Consider the following 17,690-nt stretch of genomic DNA (forward strand, 5'->3'; position numbering starts at 1 on the left):
CCGCGCAGTCGGGTGGGGGCGGTCCTCGTTGTAAGTGCCGACCTCGACGTTGCTAGTGGGTTTGGGGTGTGCGGCATCCCCAATCGGGGATCAGGCCGTCCACCTCTACCCGCGTCTGGGACGGCAGCACCGAACCTTTGACGCAGCCCCCCGACGTCGAGATGCCGAAGACGACCGCCCGCTGGTCCGACGCCGCCGCCACGTCTTCGGCGAAGACCGAGTCGGCGGGGTAGCCGAGGGCGACCAGGGCCTCCTCGACCGCCGCCGCGCGTGGTAACTCGGGGGCGCGCAGGCGGTCGAGCGCTGTGTGGACCTCGACGGCCTTCGTCTCCAGCAGAGTGCGGGTTTCCGGCGTCAGTTCCCGTGGCTGCAGGTGACCGCGGTTGTCTTTCCAGTTCGGTGGGCCATCGCCCTGGTACGCCGTGCCGCCGACCGCCCGGCTCGCCACTGGATCAGTGGTGGTCGTCGGCACCGGCGCGGTCGATGAGAGTGGGCCGTCCGAGCCCGCTTGGGTCGGTGTCCCGCCCGCCCACGCCCACAGCCCCATGGCGGCCACCAAGACACCGATGATCACTGCGAGCGCGGCCCCCAGCCGCTTATTCCCCATGCGCCGAGTGTGTCACGGGACGTGCGGGCACGACTACGGGATGACCTTGGCCTGTGGATAACACTTCGACCGTGGCGTCGTAGTGCTGGGCGATCAGGTCCGCGCGCAAGACCTCGTGCGGTGTCCCCGCCGCGACCGGCGTGCCCGCGTCCAGCAGCAGGAGCCGGTCGGCGTACTGGGCGGCGAGGGTCAGGTCGTGCAGGGTGCTGACCACCGTGGTCCCGTCCTCCGCGCGCAGGCGGTCGACGAGTTCCAGCAGGGCCTGGGCGTGCCCGATGTCCAACCCGGTGGTCGGCTCGTCGAGCAGGAGCAGGCCCGCCTGCTGGGCCAGGACCCTGGCCAGCACCGCCCGCTGCCGCTCGCCGCCGGACAGGGTGCGCAGCCGCCGCCCGGCCAGCGAGGCCAGGTCGAGCCGGGCCAGCACCTGGGTGACCACGGCCAGGTCGCGCGGCCCCTCACGGGCCAGGGTCGCCAGATGCGGTGTCCGCCCCAGCAGGACGTAGTCGGTGACCGACAGGCCCTCCGGGATCAACGGCGTCTGCGGCGCGTACCCGATGGCGCGAGCCCGGTCGCGCGCGGCCATCGACGACGTGGTGAGCCCGTTCAGGGTGATCGCGCCCTGGCTGGGCACCAGCCCCGCGATGGACTTGAGCAGCGTCGACTTGCCCGCCCCGTTCGGTCCGATCACGGCCAGCCAGCTGCCCGCGGGCACCTCGACCGACACCCCCGACACCGCAGGCCGCCCGCCGTACCCGGCGGTGACGTCGCGAAGCTCCAGCGTCATCGCACGCGCTCCCGGTTCATCCGCAGCACCAGCAGGAAGAACGGCGCACCGGTGAACGCGGTGATCACCCCGATCGGCAGCTCGGCAGGCGCGACGATGGTCCGCGCCACCTGGTCGGCGACGATCAGGAACACCGCCCCGCCGACCAGTGACAGCGGCACCACCACCCGGTAGCTGGACCCGGCCAGCAGCCGCACGACATGCGGGACCACGATCCCCACGAACCCGATCAGCCCGCTCACCGCGACCGCCGCCGCGGTGGCCAGCGACGCCGCGAGCAGCACGATCACCCGCACCCGGCCGGGCCGGATGCCCAGGGAGGCCGCTTCCTCGTCCCCGACCGCGAGGACGTCGAGCAGCCGCCCGCACAGGCACAGCACGATGGCCGACACCGTGATGTAGGGCAGCGTCAGCAGCACCTCGTGCCATCCGCTGGTGTTCAGCCCGCCCAGCATCCACGTGTAGACCTGCTTGATCGTGTCCGTGTTGAGCTGCTGCGCGAACGTCTGGATCGAGGTCAGGAACGCCGCCACCGCGATCCCGGACAGCAACAGGATCGCCGTGCCGCCGCCCGCGGAGCGGCCCAGCACCCAGGTCAGCCCGACCCCGCCGAGCGCCCCCGCGAACGCCGCGAGCGGCAGCGGTCCGATGATCCAGCCCGCCGCCGACGGTGCCGTGACGACGACCAGCGTGGCCGCCATCCCCGCCCCCGCGGCCGCGCCCAGCAGATACGGATCGGCCAGCGGATTGCGGAAGACCCCCTGGTAGGCGGCGCCGGACACGGCCAGCGCCGCCCCCACCAGCCCGGCCAGCAGCACGCGCGGGAACCGGACCTGCCACACGATCGCCGCCTCCCGCTCGCTGAGCGGCGAGACACCCCCGGTGAGCTGGGCGACGATCTCGCGGATCACCCGCGTCCACCCCAGCCCGGCCGCGCCGAGCAGGGTGGACACGACGATCGAGGCCACCAGCACCAGCAGCGCCGTGGCCAGGACCGCCGGGGTGAGCCGCGCGCGGGTCACTTGAGCGCGTCGGCCACGGCGCGGACCAGGTCGACGATCCGCGGGCCCCAGCGCGACGCCAGGTCGTCGTCGAGCGCGACCACGCGGTTCTTCGTCACCGCGTCGATCGTGTTCCAGCCGGGCCGCAGCGCCACCGTCTCCGCGGTCTGGCCGCAGCACTTCGTGTCGCCGAGGAAGATCAGCGTGGGGTTGGCCTTGATCACGTACTCCGCCGACAGCTTCGGGTACCCGCTCGCGTCGGTGTCGGCCGCGTCGGCGATGTTGGTCATCCCGAAGAGGCCGTAGACCTTGCCGATGAACGTCTTGGACGTCACGGAGTACAGGTCGGTGTCGAGTTCGTGGTAGTAGCTGCGCGGCGTATCGGTCTTGGGCGTGTCGTGGACGATCTTCGCGATGTCCTCCTTGGTCCGCCGCGCCAGGTCCGCGCCCTGCGCCGCGTTGCCGGTGGCCTTTCCGACCAGTTCGAACTGCGCGTAGACGTCGTCGAGGTTCTTCGCCGCGGGCAGGATCAGCACGGGGATGCCCAGCTTGCCCAGGCCCGCGACCATGTCGCCCGCGTCGCCGGAGGCGATCACCAGGTTCGGCGTGTGGCCCGCGATGGCCTCGACGTTCGGCGTCAGGCCCGACAGCGTGGTCTTGGGCGCCTCGGGCGGGTAGTTCGACTGCTCGTCGACCGCGACGACCTGCTTGCCCGCGCCGATGGCGAACAGCGTCTCGGTGGCACTCGCCGAGAGCGACACGATCCGCTCGGGCTTGCGCTCCAGCGTCAGCGGCTTGCCGTCGGGCGCGGTCACCGTCACCGGGAAGGTGTCGGCGGCCGGGGCGGGCGCGGGCTCCGGGGCGCGGGTGGCGCAGCCTGCGATGGCGAGCGCGCCGACCAGGGCGAGTGCCAGACGTCGCGCGCGTCTGGGGGTCTGCGGGGTCATCTGAACCTCGAGTCGTGGGCCGGGCCGGGCACGGGCCGCCGCCGCTCGACGCGGTCGCGACGCCGCACCCCTGCGCCGGGGGCGGAAGGCGTCGGCGTGCGTCGGCAGGCGACCTGGCTCGGCTCCCGGAGGGGCCATCACAGTTGCGGGACAGCGCCGGATTCGCACCGGACTTCGCTTTCCGCGCACGCCGCCGAACGGCGTAACCGCCCGGCCCGCTGACGCTAGCAGCCGTTGGGCCGACCTACCCCGTGTGCCCAGGCTGACTCGTTTCAGGACTGTTAAACTCGGGTGACCCGCGGGCCGCTGCCGTCCCGCGCCAGAGTGGCTTCGTTCAGTCACCATCAACGAAGCTCCTGAGCGCGAATGAAGACAGTGGAAGGCCGGCGCAGCATGATCTTTTCCGCACTCCCGTCGCCTATGGGCCTCTATGACCCGGCAGCGGAGCGCGACGCCTGTGGCGTGGCGATGGTGGCCGACATCCACGGCCGCCGGTCCCACGCCATCGTCACCGACGCCCTCACCGCCCTGGCCAACCTCGAACACCGGGGCGCCGCGGGCGCGGAGCCGACGAGCGGTGACGGCGCGGGCATCCTCGTGCAACTGCCGGATGAGTTGCTGCGCGCCGAAGCGGGGTTCGAGCTGCCCGAGCCCGACGAACTCGGCAGGAACCGCTACGCCACGGGCCTGGCCTTCCTGCCCGCCGACGCCGACGACCGCGCGAAGGCCGTCGAGCTGGTCGAGCGCATCGCCGAGGAAGAGGGGCTGCGCGTGCTGGGCTGGCGCGACGTCCCGGTCGACCCGGTGGGTGCGGGCCTGGGGCCGACCGCGCTGTCGGTGATGCCCCACTTCGCCATGCCGTTCCTCGAGGCCGCCGAGTCCGATCTCGCCGGCATCGAGCTGGATCGCCACGTGTACTGCCTGCGCAAGCGGGTCGAGCACGCGGGCAGCGAGATCTACTTCCCGTCGCTGTCCTCACGCACCCTGGTCTATAAGGGAATGCTGACGACCGCGCAGGTCCCCGCGTTCTTCGCCGACCTGCGCGACGAGCGGCTCACCAGCGCCATCGCCCTGGTCCACAGCCGGTTCTCGACCAACACCTTCCCGTCGTGGCCGCTGGCGCACCCGTTCCGCTACGTCGCGCACAACGGTGAGATCAACACCGTCCGCGGCAACCGCAACCGCATGCGTGCCCGTGAGGCGCTGCTGGCGTCGGACCGCATCCCCGGCGACCTGACCAGGCTCTACCCGATCGTCGACCCCAACGGCTCGGACTCGGCGTCCTTCGACGAGGTGCTGGAGCTGCTGCACCTGGGCGGGCGCTCGCTGCCGCACGCGGTGCTGATGATGATCCCGGAGGCGTGGGAGAACCACGCCACCATGGATCCGAAGCGCCGTGCGTTCTACCGGTTCCACAACAGCCTGATGGAGCCGTGGGACGGCCCGGCCTGCGTCACGTTCACCGACGGCACGCTCGTGGGCGCGGTGCTCGACCGCAACGGCCTGCGGCCCGCGCGCTGGTGGCGCACCAAGGACGACCGGATCGTGCTGGCCAGCGAGACCGGCGTGCTCGACGTCCCGCCCAGCGAGGTCGTCGCCAAGGGACGGCTCAAGCCGGGCCGGATGTTCCTGGTCGACACCGAGGCGGGTCTGATCGTCGACGACGACCAGGTCAAGTCCGAGCTGGCCGACCAGCTCCCGTACGAGGAGTGGCTGCACGCGGGCCTGCTCAAGATCGCCGACCTGGCCGACCGCGAGCACGTCGTGCAGACGCACGAGTCGGTGCAGCGCCGTCAGGTCACCTTCGGCTACACCGAGGAGGAAGTGAAGATCCTCCTCACGCCCATGGCGATCACCGGCGCCGAGCCGATCGGCTCCATGGGCACCGACACCCCACCCGCCGCGCTGTCGCAGCGGTCGCGGCTGCTTTACGACTACTTCAAGCAGAACTTCGCCCAGGTGACCAACCCGCCGCTGGACGCGATCCGCGAGGAGATCGTCACCTCGGTGCGCCGCATCATGGGCCCGGAGCAGAACCTGCTGGAGCCCGGACCGGCCTCCTGCAGGCACATCCAGCTGCCGTACCCGGTCATCGACAACGACGAGCTGGCGAAGCTCATCCACGTCAACGACGACGGCGACCTCCCTGGCTACGCCAGCACTGTCCTGAGTGGACTGTACGAGGTGGACGGCGGCGGCGCGGCGCTCGCCTCGGCCATCGAACGCGTCCGCCGCGAGGCGTCGGCCGCGATCGAGGCGGGCGCGCGCATCCTGGTCCTGTCCGACCGCGACTCCGACCACCGGATGGCGCCGATCCCGTCGCTGCTGCTGGTCTCCGCGGTCCACCACCACCTCGTGCGCACCAAGGAGCGGCTGCGCGTCGCGCTGGTCGTGGAGAGCGGCGACGCCCGCGAGGTGCACCACATCGCGCTGCTGCTCGGCTATGGCGCGGCGGCGGTCAACCCGTACCTGGCGTTCGAGACGATCGAGGACCTGATCACCCACGGCGCCATCACCGGCGTCGAGCCGCGCACCGCGATCCGCCGGTACGTGCAGGCCCTCGTCAAGGGCGTCCTCAAGATCATGTCCAAGATGGGCATCTCGACCGTCGGCGCCTACACCGCCGCGCAGGTCTTCGAGTCGTTCGGCCTGGCCCAGGACGTGCTCGACGAGTATTTCACCGGCACCCTGTCCAAGCTCGGCGGCGTCGGCCTCGACGTGATCGCCCGCGAGTCCCAGAGCAGGCACCGCCGGGCGCACCCGGAGAACCCGACCGACCGGGTGTACCGGCGGCTGGAGGTGGGCGGGGAGTACGCCTACCGCCGCGAGGGCGAGCTGCACCTGTTCACCCCGGAGACGGTCTTCCTGTTGCAGCACGCGACGAAGACCGGCCGCGAGGACGTCTACCGCGAGTACTCCGCCGAGGTCGACCGCCTCAACCGCGAGGGCGGCGCGCTGCGCGGGATGTTCGCGATGAAGACCGAGGGCCGCACGCCGATCCCGATCGACGAGGTCGAGCCGGTCGAGTCGATCCTGCGCCGCTTCAACACCGGCGCCATGTCCTACGGGTCGATCTCCGCCGAGGCGCACGAGACGCTGGCCATCGCGATGAACAGCATCGGCGGCCGGTCCAACACCGGCGAGGGCGGCGAAGACCCGGACCGCCTGCACGACCCGCGCAGGCGCTCGGCGATCAAGCAGGTCGCGAGTGGACGGTTCGGCGTCACCAGCGAGTACCTCGTGCACGCCGACGACATCCAGATCAAGATGGCCCAAGGCGCGAAACCCGGCGAGGGCGGCCAGCTCCCGCCCAACAAGGTCTACCCGTGGATCGCGCGCACCCGGCACTCCACCGCGGGCGTCGGCCTGATCTCGCCGCCGCCGCACCACGACATCTACTCCATCGAAGACCTCGCCCAGCTGATCCACGACCTGAAGAACGCCAACGAGAACGCCCGCGTCCACGTGAAGCTGGTCAGCGAAGCAGGCGTCGGCACGGTCGCGGCCGGGGTCTCGAAGGCGCACGCCGACGTCGTGCTGATCTCGGGACACGACGGCGGCACCGGCGCCTCGCCGCTCAACTCGCTCAAGCACGCGGGCACACCGTGGGAGATCGGCCTCGCCGAGACCCAGCAGACGCTGATGCTCAACGGCCTGCGCGACCGGATCACCGTGCAGGTCGACGGCGCGCTCAAGAACGGCCGGGACGTGATCGTGGCCGCGCTGCTGGGCGCCGAGGAGTTCGGCTTCGCCACCGCGCCGCTGGTCGTGGCGGGCTGCGTGATGATGCGGGTCTGCCACCTCGACACCTGCCCGGTCGGCGTCGCCACGCAGAACCCCGTGCTGCGCAAGCGCTACACAGGCCAGGCCGAGCACGTCGTCAACTACTTCCGGTTCGTCGCCCAGGAAGTCCGCGAACACCTTGCCGCGTTGGGCTTCCGCACGATCGACGACGCAGTCGGCCACGCCGAACTGCTCGACGTCGACAAGGCCGTGTCGCACTGGAAGACCGAGGGCATGAACCTCGCCCCGGTCTTCGAGGTGGCGCCGGTCAGCGGCGCCCGCAGGCGGGTGCGGGCCCAGGACCACGGCCTGGCCGAGGCGCTGGACCGGACGATGATGCGGCTGGCCGAACCCGCCCTGGAGGACGCCCTCCCGGTGCGCCTGGAACTGCCGGTGCGCAACGTGAACCGCACGGTCGGAACCCTGCTCGGCGCGGAGGTCACCCGCCGCTACGGCGACACCCTGCCCGAGGACACCGTCCACGTGACACTGACCGGGTCGGCAGGCCAGTCGCTGGGCGCCTTCCTGCCCAAGGGAATCACCCTGGACCTGGTCGGTGACGCCAACGACTACGTCGGCAAGGGGCTGTCCGGTGGCCGGATCATCGTCCGCCCGCACCCGGAGGCGCCGTTCGCCGCCGAGCGCCAGGTGATCGCGGGCAACGTCATCGCCTACGGCGCCACGAGCGGTGAGGTCTTCCTGCGCGGATGCGTGGGCGAGCGGTTCGGGGTGCGCAACTCCGGCGCCGTGATCGTCGCCGAAGGTGTGGGCGACCACGCCTTCGAATACATGACCGGCGGACGTGCGGTGGTGCTCGGCAAGACCGGGCGCAACCTCGCCGCGGGAATGTCCGGCGGCATCGGCTACGTGCTCGCCCTGGACCCGGCGAAGGTCAACCCGGCGATGGTCGAGATCCAGCGACCCGGCTTCGACGACCTGCGCTGGCTGCGCGAGATCGTCGCCAAACACCACAAGGCCACCGGCTCCGCGGTCGCCGCCTCGCTGCTGGGCGACTGGACCCGCCGCGCCGCCGCGTTCGCCAAGGTCATGCCCCGCGACTACCAGCGCGTGCTGGAGGCGATGCGGATCGCCCGGGTCGAGGGCCGCGATGTCGACGAAGCCGTGATGGAGGCGTCCCGTGGCTGATCCGACCGGTTTCCTCAAGCAGCCACGCAAGGACGCGCCGAAGCGGCCGGTCGCCGACCGGCTCGGCGACTGGCGCGAGGTCTACGCCGACCTGGACCCGGCCGAGCGCGACAAGCAGGTCCGCGGGCAGGCGACCCGCTGCATGGACTGCGGCATCCCGTTCTGCCACTCGGTGAGCGCCGGCTGTCCACTCGGGAACCTCATCCCCGAGTGGAACGACCTGGTCCGCCAAGGGGACTGGGCACTCGCGGGCGAACGGCTGCACGCCACCAACAACTTCCCGGAGTTCACCGGCCGCCTGTGCCCCGCGCCGTGCGAGTCGGCGTGCGTCCTGGCGATCACCCCGGACGCCGGGGGAGCGGTGACGATCAAGCGGGTGGAGAACACCATCGCCGACGTCGCCTGGGAACGCGGCGACGTCAAGCCCCAGGTGTCCACTGTGTCCTCCGGCCGCTCGGTCGCGGTTGTGGGCTCAGGCCCGGCCGGTCTTGCCGCCGCCCAGCAGCTCACGCGGGCAGGCCACGACGTCACCGTGTACGAACGCGACGACCGCCTCGGCGGCCTGCTGCGCTACGGCATCCCCGAGTTCAAGATGGAGAAGCGCGTCCTCGACCGCAGGCTCGCCCAGCTGCGCGCCGAGGGCACGAGGTTCGTGACCGGCTGCGAGGTGGGCGTCGACCTGACCGTCGAGCAGCTGCGGGAGCGGCACGCGGCGGTCGTGCTGGCCGTCGGCGCGCTGCGCGGCCGCGACGCCCCCGAGGTCCCCGGCCGCGAGCTGCGCGGCGTGCACCTGGCCATGGACCACTTGGTGCCTGCCAACAAGGAGGTCGAGGGCGACGGCCCGACGCCGATCGACGCGCGCGGCAAGCACGTGGTCATCATCGGCGGCGGCGACACCGGCGCCGACTGCTACGGCACCGCCACCCGCCAGGGCGCGGCGTCGGTCACCCAGTTGGACCAGTACCCGCGCCCGCCCGAGACGCGCGACGACGAGGTCTCGCCGTGGCCGGTGTGGCCGTGGATCCTGCGGACCTACCCGGCGCACGAGGAGAGCGGCACCCGCCGGTTCGCCGTCGCCGTCGAGCGGTTCGTCGGCGACTCCGACGGCAACCTGACCTCCGTGCAGCTGCGCGAGGTCGAGGTCCGCCGCATCGACGGCATCCGGCAGGTCGTGCCGGTCACCGACGACGTGCACGTGCTGCCCGCCGACATGGTTCTGCTGGCCATCGGCTTCGAAGGGGTGGAGCACATGCCCCTGCTCGGCGGCCTCGGCCTGTCGCTGACCCCGCGCGGAACGCTGTCGTGCGGACAGGACTGGCAGGCCGCCCCGGGCGTGTTCGTCTGCGGCGACGCCCACCGCGGCGCGTCGCTCGTGGTGTGGGCGATCGCGGAGGGCCGGTCGGTGGCCCACTCAGTCGATACCTATCTCACCGGCGCGTCCGATTTGCCCTCTCCGGTCCACCCGACAGCGCTTCCACTCACCGTTCGATGAACGCTGAGTGACCGCATTTGTCATAAGATCGTGGTATTGCCAAGCAGGCACAGCGGTGCGTTATGGTCTTGAAACCAAATTGGCCATCGCGTACTCGGGGGACCATGTCCACGGTGATACCGCCCGTCCAGGACGGCGGCATGCCTGAGCCCGACGGATCGCCCCGCGCCCGCCACCGCAAGCCGGAGAAGCGGGACGGGGTGCTGATCAGTCTCAAGATCGGCGCGTTCGTCGTCGCCGTGGGAATCGTCGCCGGGATTGTTTCGGTGCTGTCGGACAGTCCGCGGCCGCAGCCCGCCGGTGCCGACACGCGCAGGCCGGTCGCCACGACCACTCCCACGACGACAGTCGAACCAGGCGACCCGCCCGCGCAGCCGTCGGTCTCCTCGCCGCCACCGCCGGTCGCCTCGACCGTCCTCGCGGGTCCGCCCGCGACTGTGGTTCCGACGACGACCACGACCACGACGCGTCCGACCAGGACGAAGAAGCCCGCACCTGGCTCGGTCACCGTCGGCGAAGAGTGCGACCCCCCAGGGGCGCTCGCGTTCGTGGGTTTCCGCGCGGTGGTCTGCCGCAGCGACAGTCCGGGTGAACCGCCACGCTGGCAACTGGTCTACTGACCGCGCGCGACGCTGAACATCGGGCGAACGTCGGGTGAAGCCGATCTTCGCGGCCCGCCGTGCTTTCTACGGTGTGCCAAGGAGGTGGCGCCTGCGATGTCCTGGGTGTCGAACAATCTGGAAGCGACGGTCGGGCTCGCGGGTCTCGCGGCCTCGGTGGTCGGCTATCTGGCCGCGTTGTGGCTCAAGCGAAAGCGCATCAGCTACCGGGTCCATTTGGACACTCCGGTCGGGGTGACGCCCGCGCACGGCGGCGAGATCGAGGTCGAGTGGCGCTACCAGGGCGAGGTCGTCAAGGACCCGAGCTTCGCGCTGGTGCGCATCATGAACACCGGCAGCCAGGAGATCCGCGAGGATGACTTCCGTGAGCCGCTGACGCTGGAGTTCGGCGGCAGGCGGGTGGTCGACGCGAAGGTGATCGAGGCCGACGACACGCTCATGCGGATCGTCGCCAGGGACAAGGCGTGGCCGCCGGTGGGGGACACCGAACTGGTGCTGCCCAAGGTTCCGCTCAACCGCAAGAACCGGATCAAGGTGCTGGTCCTGCTGACCGGCAAGGCGGAGAAGAAGTCGTCCGTCGCGTGTGTCGGGTTCCTCAGCGGCGGGAAGATCGTCCGGGACACGACGACCGGAAACGGCCCCAGCAAACGGAGTCTGGTACTCGGCGGCACCGCGATGCTGCTGGTGGGGGCGTCGCTGGCGCTGCTGATCAGCAGCCCGTGGAGCTCGCGCCCGACCAGTTGCGCGGCGGGCGAGGTCAAGATCACCGGCTCCAGCGCGTTCGACCCGGTGGCCAAGGACATTGTGGACACCTATCTCAAGCAGTGCGAGCCTGCGTCCGTCACCATGCAGGGCCGCGGCAGCCTCGACGGGCTGCGCGAACTCGACAACCTCGCCCGCAACGACCCGGCGCAGCGCGAGGCCCGCATCGTGATGTCCGACGGGCCCGCGTCGCGCAACTACCACAACCTGACCCCGCACCCGGTGGGCGTGGTGGCGTTCTCGATCGTGGTCAACAAGGCCACCGGGCGGCACGCATTGACCGCCGACCAGGTAAAGGCGATCTTCAGCGGCGGCGTGACGAACTGGAACCAGGTCGGCGGCCCGGACCTGCCGATCAGCGTCGTGAGCCGCGGCGGGGGATCGGGCACCCGGCTGGCGTTCGAGGAGAAAGTGTTGGGCAGGCCCGAACCCGGCTTGTCGTCCAACGACTGCGTCCGCCGCGACCGCGACCCGGCCGCGAAGGTCACCCGCTGCGAGTACGACTCGACCGCCGCGCAGCTCGACGAGGTCGACCGGCTGCCCGGCGCCATCGGCTACGCCGAGGTCAGCGCGACGACGAAGTACACCAACCTCAACCGGATCAAGCTCGACGACCGTGACCCGGACCTCGACTCGGTGATCAAGCGCGGCTACCCGTTCTGGGCGGTCGAGTACCTCTACACCTACGGCCCGCCGCAGAACGGCAGGCTCGTGGACTCGCTGCTGGAGTACATGAACTCCGACGCGGCGAAGAACATCCTCCGCCGCGCCGGATACGTCCCTTGTGTGGACGGCCCACAGGACCTCATGGGCACGCTCTGCCGTTAGAGGAAGGGCACCGCCCAGCAGTTCGACAGCGCGGGCAGTCCGGCGAAACGCGCCTCCAGCCAGGCGAACGCGCCCGGGTAGCTCGCGACCGCGCCGCCCACGTGGGTCGGGCCCAGGTTCGGGGCGAGCCGGACGTTGGCGTCCTTGTCGCACCAGTTCGACGCCAGGGTCTTGCCGACGCTGTACGGGATCACGTCGTCGAGTGCGCTGTGTGAGATCAGCACCGGGACGGTCGGCTTGATCCGGCCGATTCGCTGCTCATCGATCACGGTCTTGAACAGCGGGTTGGTTGCCAGCAGCTCGGTGATCGGCTTGCCGTCGGCGGTCAGCGTCGCGGACTTCTTGAACGCGGCCGCGGGCAGCGCCTCCAGCGTGCACTTGCCCGCCACGTCGGCGAAGACCTGCTTACCCGTGGCGTTGAGGTACGGGTCTATGTCGATGCCGTAACCGGCGGCCAAGCCGGAGGTCGCGTAGCCGAGGAATGCCATGTACAGGCTGCCGTCGAGGGTGCGGGCGACCGGGGACAGGTCGGCGGGCACCGCGCCCATCGACACGCCCTTGAGCTTCAGCTCCGGCGCGTAGGTCGGCGCCAACTCGGCCGCCGAGGCCGCCGCCCCACCGCCCTGGGAGTACCCGTGCACCGCGACCGGCCCGTTCGCCGGAAGACCTGCCGCGGGCAGCCGCTGGGCGGCGCGGATCGAGTCGAGGACGGCGTGGCCCTGTACGACCCGGTTCATGTAGGTGTGCATGCCCTCGGTGCCGAGGCCCTGGTAGTCGGTGAGGACCACGCCGTAGCCGCGGGTGATCAGGCCGAGCACGAACGGGCCCTCGTACTCGGTGCCCACCGTCAGCTGCCGCGACGGCGCGCAGTGGTCGGCGAGGCCCTGGGTGCCTGCCGCGTACCCGACGATCGGCCGCTCGCCGACACCGAACCACGCGGACTTAGGCGTGATCACCGTGCCGCTGATCGCGATCGCCTTGCCGGTGCGGTCCGTGGAGCGGTAGAGAATCCGCTGCACGTTGGCGTCGATCTTGATCAGGTTGATCGGGTCCAGGTAGAAGATCGAGGGCTCGCTGCGGATGACGTCGCCGTTGTTCGCGGGCAGGGTCGTCGGGGTCTCGTAGAACGGCTGGGCGCTCGCGCTCGGGATGGCCAACAGCCCGGCGGCGGCCACGCCCGCGGCGACGGCCAAGACCCCTAAGCGGCGGGAGAGTCGAAACGTCACAGTGATCTCCTGGAAACGGCAGGGACGGTTACCAGCGAGTAACCCGTGTGCCTGACTGTGAGCTGGGTCCCAGGAGGTGTCAACGTTCTTTGTTCGCGCGGACTGTCCGCGCTGTTCGCCGCGCTAAGGAAGTGGCCCGCGGGTGCCTCGAGATCGTTTACGGCAGGGGAACGTTCCGGCAATTCGACAGTGCCGGAACGCCGGCGAAGCGGGATTCGAGCCAGAGGTAGATCTTCGGCTGAGCCGCGACCGCGCCGCCGACGTGGGTCGGGCCGAGGTTGGCGGAGAACCGGACGTTCGCTCCCAGACCGCACCAGTCGGTGGAGAGCTTCTTGCCGACCTTGAAGGGGATCACGTCGTCGAGCCAACTGTGGTTGACCAGCACGGGCACGCTCGGCTTGAGCGTGCCGAGGGTCTGCTCGTCGGCGATCCGCTGCAGGTCCGGACGTTCGGACAGGTGGTCGGTGAACGGCCTGCCGTCCACGGTCAGGTCCGCCGAGCGGGTCAGGGCGAACCGGGCGACCGCCTCGATCGTGCAGTACTGCTCCACCTCGCTCAGCACCTGCTTGCCGCGATCGTTGAGCAGCGGCGACAGGTCGATGTCGTAGCCCGCCGCGAGCCCGGCCAGCGCGTAGCCGAGGAAGGCGACGTAGAGGCCGCCGTCGATGTTGACCCCGACCTTGACCAGGTCGGCGGGCACCGCGCCCGCCACGGCGCCCTTCACGTCGAGTTCCGGGGCGTACGCCGGGTGCAGCTCGGCCGCCGAAGCGGAGGCGCCGCCGCCTTGGGAGTAGCCGCTGATCGCGACCGGGCCGTCGTCGGGCAGGCCCGCCTCGGGCAGCCGCTGCGCCGCGCGGATCGAGTCCAGAACGGCGGTGCCCTGCACGACCCGGTTCATGTACGTGTGCACGCCCGCGGTGCCAAGACCTTGGTAATCGGTCATCGCGATGCCGTAGCCGCGCAGCACCAGCCCGGCGAGGAACAGGCCCTCGTACTCGGTGCCCATCGCCGCCTGACGGGTCGGCGCGCAGTGGTCGCCAAGGCCCTGGGTGCCGGGGGCGTAGCCGATGATCGGGCGCTCGCCCGCGCCGAGCCACGGGGTCCGCGGGGTGATGACCGTGCCGGTCACCGCGATCGGCGTGCCGTCGCGGTCGGAACTGCGGTACATGACCCGGTGGACGTCGGCCTCGATCCGCGTGACCTTGAGCGGGTCGAGGTAGAACGTCATCGCCTCGGCGCGGACGATGTCGCCGTTGTTCGGCGGGAGGGACGCCGGGGTGTCGTAGAACGACGGCGGGTCCTGCTGCGCCTGGGTTGCCGGTGCGACGAGCACGCCGCCTGTCACGAGGGCACCGAACGCGAGCGCGAGAGCGCCCCATCGGCGGGTCGGTCGGAGGGCCACGGGAGGATCGTGGCGTGAAATCAACGCTCACGCTCCTCGGAACGGCGATGTTCCTCCTGTCGGGTTGTGCCACTCCCGCCCCGGTCCCGTCGACGACCGCGCCACCCGCGACCACGACCACGACGACCACTTCCGCTGTCGCCCGGGACATCTCCGCTGTGGACCCGTGCGCGCTGCTCTCGGTCGAGGACGTCCGCCCGATCCTGGCCAACACGCCTCCCGCTCCCCGGCGCGAGGGCGCCGCGTGCGCATGGGGCGACGGGGAGTTCCGCGGTGTCTGGCTGTCGCTGACGAAAGCCGAGCCGGTCGAAGGCAAGCGGGCCATCGATATCGGTGGCCGTCAGGGCGTGGTCGTGGATGAGCTGGAGTACACCTGCGACGTCCGGGTCGACCTCGACGGCGTCGCGATCGACCTGCGCGCGGTCGCGTCGGACAAGACCGAGTGGTGTCCGGAAGCCGCGACCGCGCTGGCGGCCGCTGTGCGCAAGCTCGGCTGGTAGATCGAAGTTCACCCGGAAGCCAGATCTGTCGCGGCGGGAATCTGAGTAACTTTCAACTCGGTGACCCTGTTGATGATTCACGCCACGTGAGGGGCTGTTCATGAACCGACATCTGGTCCGGGCTGCTGTAGCCGCCGCCGCGCTCGTCTCTTCTGTCCTGTTCGCTCCCAGCGCGACCGCCGCTCCCGCGGTCAACCTCGCCGCCGACACCGCCGCGGAGGCGCGCGCGGTCGCCGCCCACTGGACGGCGAAGGCGATGCGCGAGGCCACGCCGCTCGACGCGCTCACCGTGGACGCCTCCCGACTGGTGTCCACAGTCGCCAAAGGTCTGCCGCGGGTGATCTCGCCGACCGCCTACCCCAACGGCGGCAGCGCGTGGACCGGGTCGGGGTCGGTGGTCAAGACCGTGGGCCGGGTGTTCTTCACCTACCAGGGCCGCAACGCCTCGTGCAGCGGCAATGCGGTGACCAGCGCCAACAAGAGCACGGTGATGACCGCCGGGCACTGCGTGAAGCTCGACGGCGCCTACCACGCGAACTTCGTGTTCGTTCCCGGCTACAACAACGGAAACGCGCCGTACGGCACGTGGACGGCGAAGGCGACGATGGCCACGCCGCAGTGGCACGCCAGTGAGGACATCAACTACGACGTCGGCGCCGCCGTCGTCAACCCGCTCAACGGCCAGAGCCTGACCGATGTCGTTGGGGCGCAGGGGATCGCGTTCAACCAGCCCAAGTCGCAGAACATGTACGCCTTCGGCTACCCGGCGGCGTCGCCGTATGACGGCAGCAAGCTGATCTACTGTTCGGGTGGGACGTTCTCGGCGTTCCTCAGCAACGGGATCGGCATGACCTGCAACATGACCGGCGGGTCCAGTGGCGGCCCGTGGTTCAAGTCGTTCGTCGAGGGAACCGGCGTCGGCGTGCAGAACTCGGTCAACAGCTACAAGATCAATTTCTTCCCGACCTGGATGTTCGGCCCGTACTTCGGGGCCGACGCGCAGAACCTCTACAACACCGCGCAGGCGCGCTGACGCGACACGGTCCCGCGGGGGTGGTCCGCGGGACCGTGTTCCTTGTCGGGCATGCGAGACTGCAGGCGATGAGCGCGCAAGATGATCTTCAGTCGATGGCCCTGGTGAACTACGGACACTTCACCTCGATGCGGGTCGACCGCGGCCGGGTCCGCGGCCTGGCCCGGCACCTCGAAAGACTCGACCGCGACGCCCGCGTGGTGTTCGGGCTCGGGATCGCCGAGGACCTGGTCCGCGCCGAGATCCGGCGGGCGATCGAGGGCAGCACGCAGCCGGTTTACGCGCGTGCCAACGTCTTCGGGCCCAAGTTCGACCCGCGGGTGCCGGAGGCCGAGGTGGAGCCGGACGTCGTGGTGACCATCGGCGACCTGCCGCCCGACGACGCCCCGCCGCTGCGCGTGCGCACCGCCGGCTACCAGCGCGACCTGCCGCAGGTCAAGCACGTCGGCACGTTCGGCCTGTTCTACCAGCGCCGCATCGCCCGCAAGGCGGGCTTTGACGACGCGCTGTTCGTCAATCCGGACGGCCAGGTGTGCGAGGGCTCCACCTGGAACATCTGCTTCCTCGACGGCGACAAGGTCGTCTGGCCCAGCGCGCCGGTGCTGCCGGGCATCGCGATGGGCCTGATTCAGAGCGGGATGAACCGCAGTGGGCTCGACTACGAGGTGCGGCCGGTCGCGATGTCGGAGCTGTCCGGCTTCCGCGCGGCGTTCGCCACCAACGCGCTGAGCCCGGTCCGGCCGATCTCGGTCATCGACGAGGTCGAGTACGAGGTCGACGAGAAGGCCGCGGCCCGGCTGCGTCGCAGCCACGACCTGACCCCCGAGGAACGGGTGTGAGGTTCGACGGGTTCGGCGAGTACGCGATCGACTTCTTCGACGGCCTGGTCGCCGACAACTCCAAGACGTACTGGGACGCCAACAAGTCGACCTACGAGGCCGACGTCCGCGCGCCGATGCAGGCGCTGCTGGGGGAGTTGGAGAAGGAGTTCGGCGGCGAGTTCGGGGCGCCCAAGGTGTTCCGGCCGTTCCGCGACGTGCGCTTCGCGAAGGACAAGACGCCGTACAAGACCAACTGCGGTGGCGTGATCGAGGCCGGTCGCGGCGGCGGCGCCTACTACGTCGAGGTCAGCCCGGCGGGTCTGCGCACTGGCGGCGGCTGCTTCCACCTGGAGTCCGACCAGCTCGCCCGGTACCGCGCCGCGGTCGCCGAGGAGATCCACGGCGAGCGGTTGCGGTCGATCCTGGCCACGCTGAAGCGGGCGGGCTGGGAGATCAAGGGCGACCAGCTGAAGTCCGCTCCGCGCGGGTACGACAAGGATCATGAGCGCATCGACCTGCTGCGCTACCGGTCGGTCTACGCCGTGCGTGTGTGGGAGCCGGACGACGTCCTGCATGAGCGCGCGTGCTTCGACCGCGTGCGCAAGGCGTGGCGTCAGCTGCGGCCATTCAACGAATGGGCCAGGGACCATGTTGGCGTCGCGGTGTCCAGTTGATCTCCGCAGGCTGAACAATCTGAATCGAAACTTAACTTACTGGTCGGTACATCATGATCGGTCA

Annotated in this window: 14 protein-coding genes and 1 riboswitch; of the genes, 8 read left to right on the top strand and 6 right to left on the bottom strand. The window is 70.4% G+C overall.

Annotated elements, in window-relative coordinates:
* Window positions 1–52: 52 nt before the first annotated feature.
* The 4 genes from C8E96_RS20020 to C8E96_RS20035 are packed head-to-tail and all read right to left on the bottom strand — an operon-like array spanning window position 53 to window position 3,339.
* Window positions 53–607 carry a hypothetical protein gene (locus C8E96_RS20020; protein WP_133794593.1) on the bottom strand — a complete coding sequence of 185 codons (555 nt, stop codon included), beginning with the start codon at window positions 605–607 and terminating at the stop codon, window positions 53–55.
* The gene (locus C8E96_RS20025) at window positions 597–1,391 is read right to left on the bottom strand and encodes an ABC transporter ATP-binding protein (RefSeq protein WP_091374616.1); all 795 of its coding nucleotides are present in this window, start codon (window positions 1,389–1,391) and stop codon (window positions 597–599) included. The genes C8E96_RS20020 and C8E96_RS20025 overlap by 11 nt, the downstream gene beginning before the upstream one ends.
* The gene (locus tag C8E96_RS20030; protein WP_228769874.1) at window positions 1,388–2,413 is read right to left on the bottom strand and encodes a FecCD family ABC transporter permease; all 1,026 of its coding nucleotides are present in this window, start codon (window positions 2,411–2,413) and stop codon (window positions 1,388–1,390) included. Before C8E96_RS20030 ends, C8E96_RS20025 begins: the two co-directional genes overlap by 4 nt.
* Window positions 2,410–3,339 carry an ABC transporter substrate-binding protein gene (locus tag C8E96_RS20035; RefSeq protein WP_091374620.1) on the bottom strand — a complete coding sequence of 310 codons (930 nt, stop codon included), beginning with the start codon at window positions 3,337–3,339 and terminating at the stop codon, window positions 2,410–2,412. The genes C8E96_RS20030 and C8E96_RS20035 overlap by 4 nt, the downstream gene beginning before the upstream one ends.
* An 86-nt stretch (window positions 3,340–3,425) precedes the next feature.
* A riboswitch (cobalamin riboswitch) is annotated at window positions 3,426–3,549 on the bottom strand.
* A 183-nt stretch (window positions 3,550–3,732) separates the two neighbouring features.
* Here C8E96_RS20035 and gltB point away from each other — a divergent pair.
* From gltB to C8E96_RS20055, 4 genes are all read left to right on the top strand, one after another.
* Window positions 3,733–8,268, top strand: coding sequence for a glutamate synthase large subunit (gltB, locus tag C8E96_RS20040; RefSeq protein ID WP_091375568.1), 4,536 nt, complete (start codon window positions 3,733–3,735; stop codon window positions 8,266–8,268).
* Window positions 8,261–9,760 (top strand): glutamate synthase subunit beta, encoded by a 1,500-nt coding sequence (locus C8E96_RS20045; protein ID WP_091374622.1) that lies wholly within the window; start codon window positions 8,261–8,263, stop codon window positions 9,758–9,760. Before gltB ends, C8E96_RS20045 begins: the two co-directional genes overlap by 8 nt.
* A gap of 140 nt (window positions 9,761–9,900) precedes the next feature.
* Window positions 9,901–10,380: a hypothetical protein gene (locus C8E96_RS20050; RefSeq protein ID WP_133794595.1), complete on the top strand. Its 480-nt coding sequence runs from the start codon at window positions 9,901–9,903 to the stop codon at window positions 10,378–10,380.
* Between the two features lie 96 nt (window positions 10,381–10,476).
* Window positions 10,477–11,970 carry a PstS family phosphate ABC transporter substrate-binding protein gene (locus C8E96_RS20055; RefSeq protein ID WP_091374628.1) on the top strand — a complete coding sequence of 498 codons (1,494 nt, stop codon included), beginning with the start codon at window positions 10,477–10,479 and terminating at the stop codon, window positions 11,968–11,970.
* Here the strand turns inward: C8E96_RS20055 and C8E96_RS20060 are convergent.
* Window positions 11,967–13,196, bottom strand: coding sequence for a lipase family protein (locus tag C8E96_RS20060; protein ID WP_091374631.1), 1,230 nt, complete (start codon window positions 13,194–13,196; stop codon window positions 11,967–11,969). The genes C8E96_RS20055 and C8E96_RS20060 overlap by 4 nt on opposite strands.
* Before the next feature lie 157 nt (window positions 13,197–13,353).
* Complete coding sequence (locus C8E96_RS20065; RefSeq protein WP_228769875.1) at window positions 13,354–14,598, bottom strand: lipase family protein; 1,245 nt, start codon at window positions 14,596–14,598, stop codon at window positions 13,354–13,356.
* 14 nt (window positions 14,599–14,612) lie between these two features.
* Here C8E96_RS20065 and C8E96_RS20070 point away from each other — a divergent pair, with 14 nt between their 5' ends.
* The 4 genes from C8E96_RS20070 (at window position 14,613) to C8E96_RS20085 (ending at window position 17,626) form a co-directional block, all read left to right on the top strand.
* Window positions 14,613–15,098 (top strand): DUF3558 family protein, encoded by a 486-nt coding sequence (locus C8E96_RS20070; protein WP_091574654.1) that lies wholly within the window; start codon window positions 14,613–14,615, stop codon window positions 15,096–15,098.
* Between the two features lie 100 nt (window positions 15,099–15,198).
* Window positions 15,199–16,131, top strand: a complete 933-nt coding sequence (locus C8E96_RS20075; protein WP_091374636.1) for a trypsin-like serine peptidase — start codon at window positions 15,199–15,201, stop codon at window positions 16,129–16,131.
* Window positions 16,132–16,199: 68 nt separating this feature from the next.
* Entirely contained in the window at window positions 16,200–16,970 is a 771-nt protein-coding gene (locus C8E96_RS20080) for an aminotransferase class IV (RefSeq protein ID WP_091374639.1), read from the top strand.
* Window positions 16,967–17,626, top strand: coding sequence for a DUF2461 domain-containing protein (locus tag C8E96_RS20085; RefSeq protein WP_091374642.1), 660 nt, complete (start codon window positions 16,967–16,969; stop codon window positions 17,624–17,626). Before C8E96_RS20080 ends, C8E96_RS20085 begins: the two co-directional genes overlap by 4 nt.
* The last annotated feature ends 64 nt before the right edge of the window (window positions 17,627–17,690 follow it).

Source organism: Actinokineospora alba (genome assembly GCF_004362515.1).
GTDB classification, from domain to species: Bacteria; Actinomycetota; Actinomycetes; order Mycobacteriales; family Pseudonocardiaceae; genus Actinokineospora; species Actinokineospora alba.

Excerpts from the sequence above, each read along its gene's own strand:
- C8E96_RS20020 (WP_133794593.1), bottom strand. The coding sequence starts at position 607 with ATGGGGAATAAGCGGCTGGGGGCCGCGCTCGCAGTGATCATCGGTGTC.
- C8E96_RS20025 (WP_091374616.1), bottom strand. The coding sequence starts at position 1,391 with ATGACGCTGGAGCTTCGCGACGTCACCGCCGGGTACGGCGGGCGGCCT.
- C8E96_RS20035 (WP_091374620.1), bottom strand. The coding sequence starts at position 3,339 with ATGACCCCGCAGACCCCCAGACGCGCGCGACGTCTGGCACTCGCCCTG.
- gltB (WP_091375568.1), top strand. The coding sequence starts at position 3,733 with ATGATCTTTTCCGCACTCCCGTCGCCTATGGGCCTCTATGACCCGGCA.
- C8E96_RS20050 (WP_133794595.1), top strand. The coding sequence starts at position 9,901 with ATGCCTGAGCCCGACGGATCGCCCCGCGCCCGCCACCGCAAGCCGGAG.
- C8E96_RS20055 (WP_091374628.1), top strand. The coding sequence starts at position 10,477 with ATGTCCTGGGTGTCGAACAATCTGGAAGCGACGGTCGGGCTCGCGGGT.
- C8E96_RS20075 (WP_091374636.1), top strand. The coding sequence starts at position 15,199 with ATGAACCGACATCTGGTCCGGGCTGCTGTAGCCGCCGCCGCGCTCGTC.
- C8E96_RS20080 (WP_091374639.1), top strand. The coding sequence starts at position 16,200 with ATGAGCGCGCAAGATGATCTTCAGTCGATGGCCCTGGTGAACTACGGA.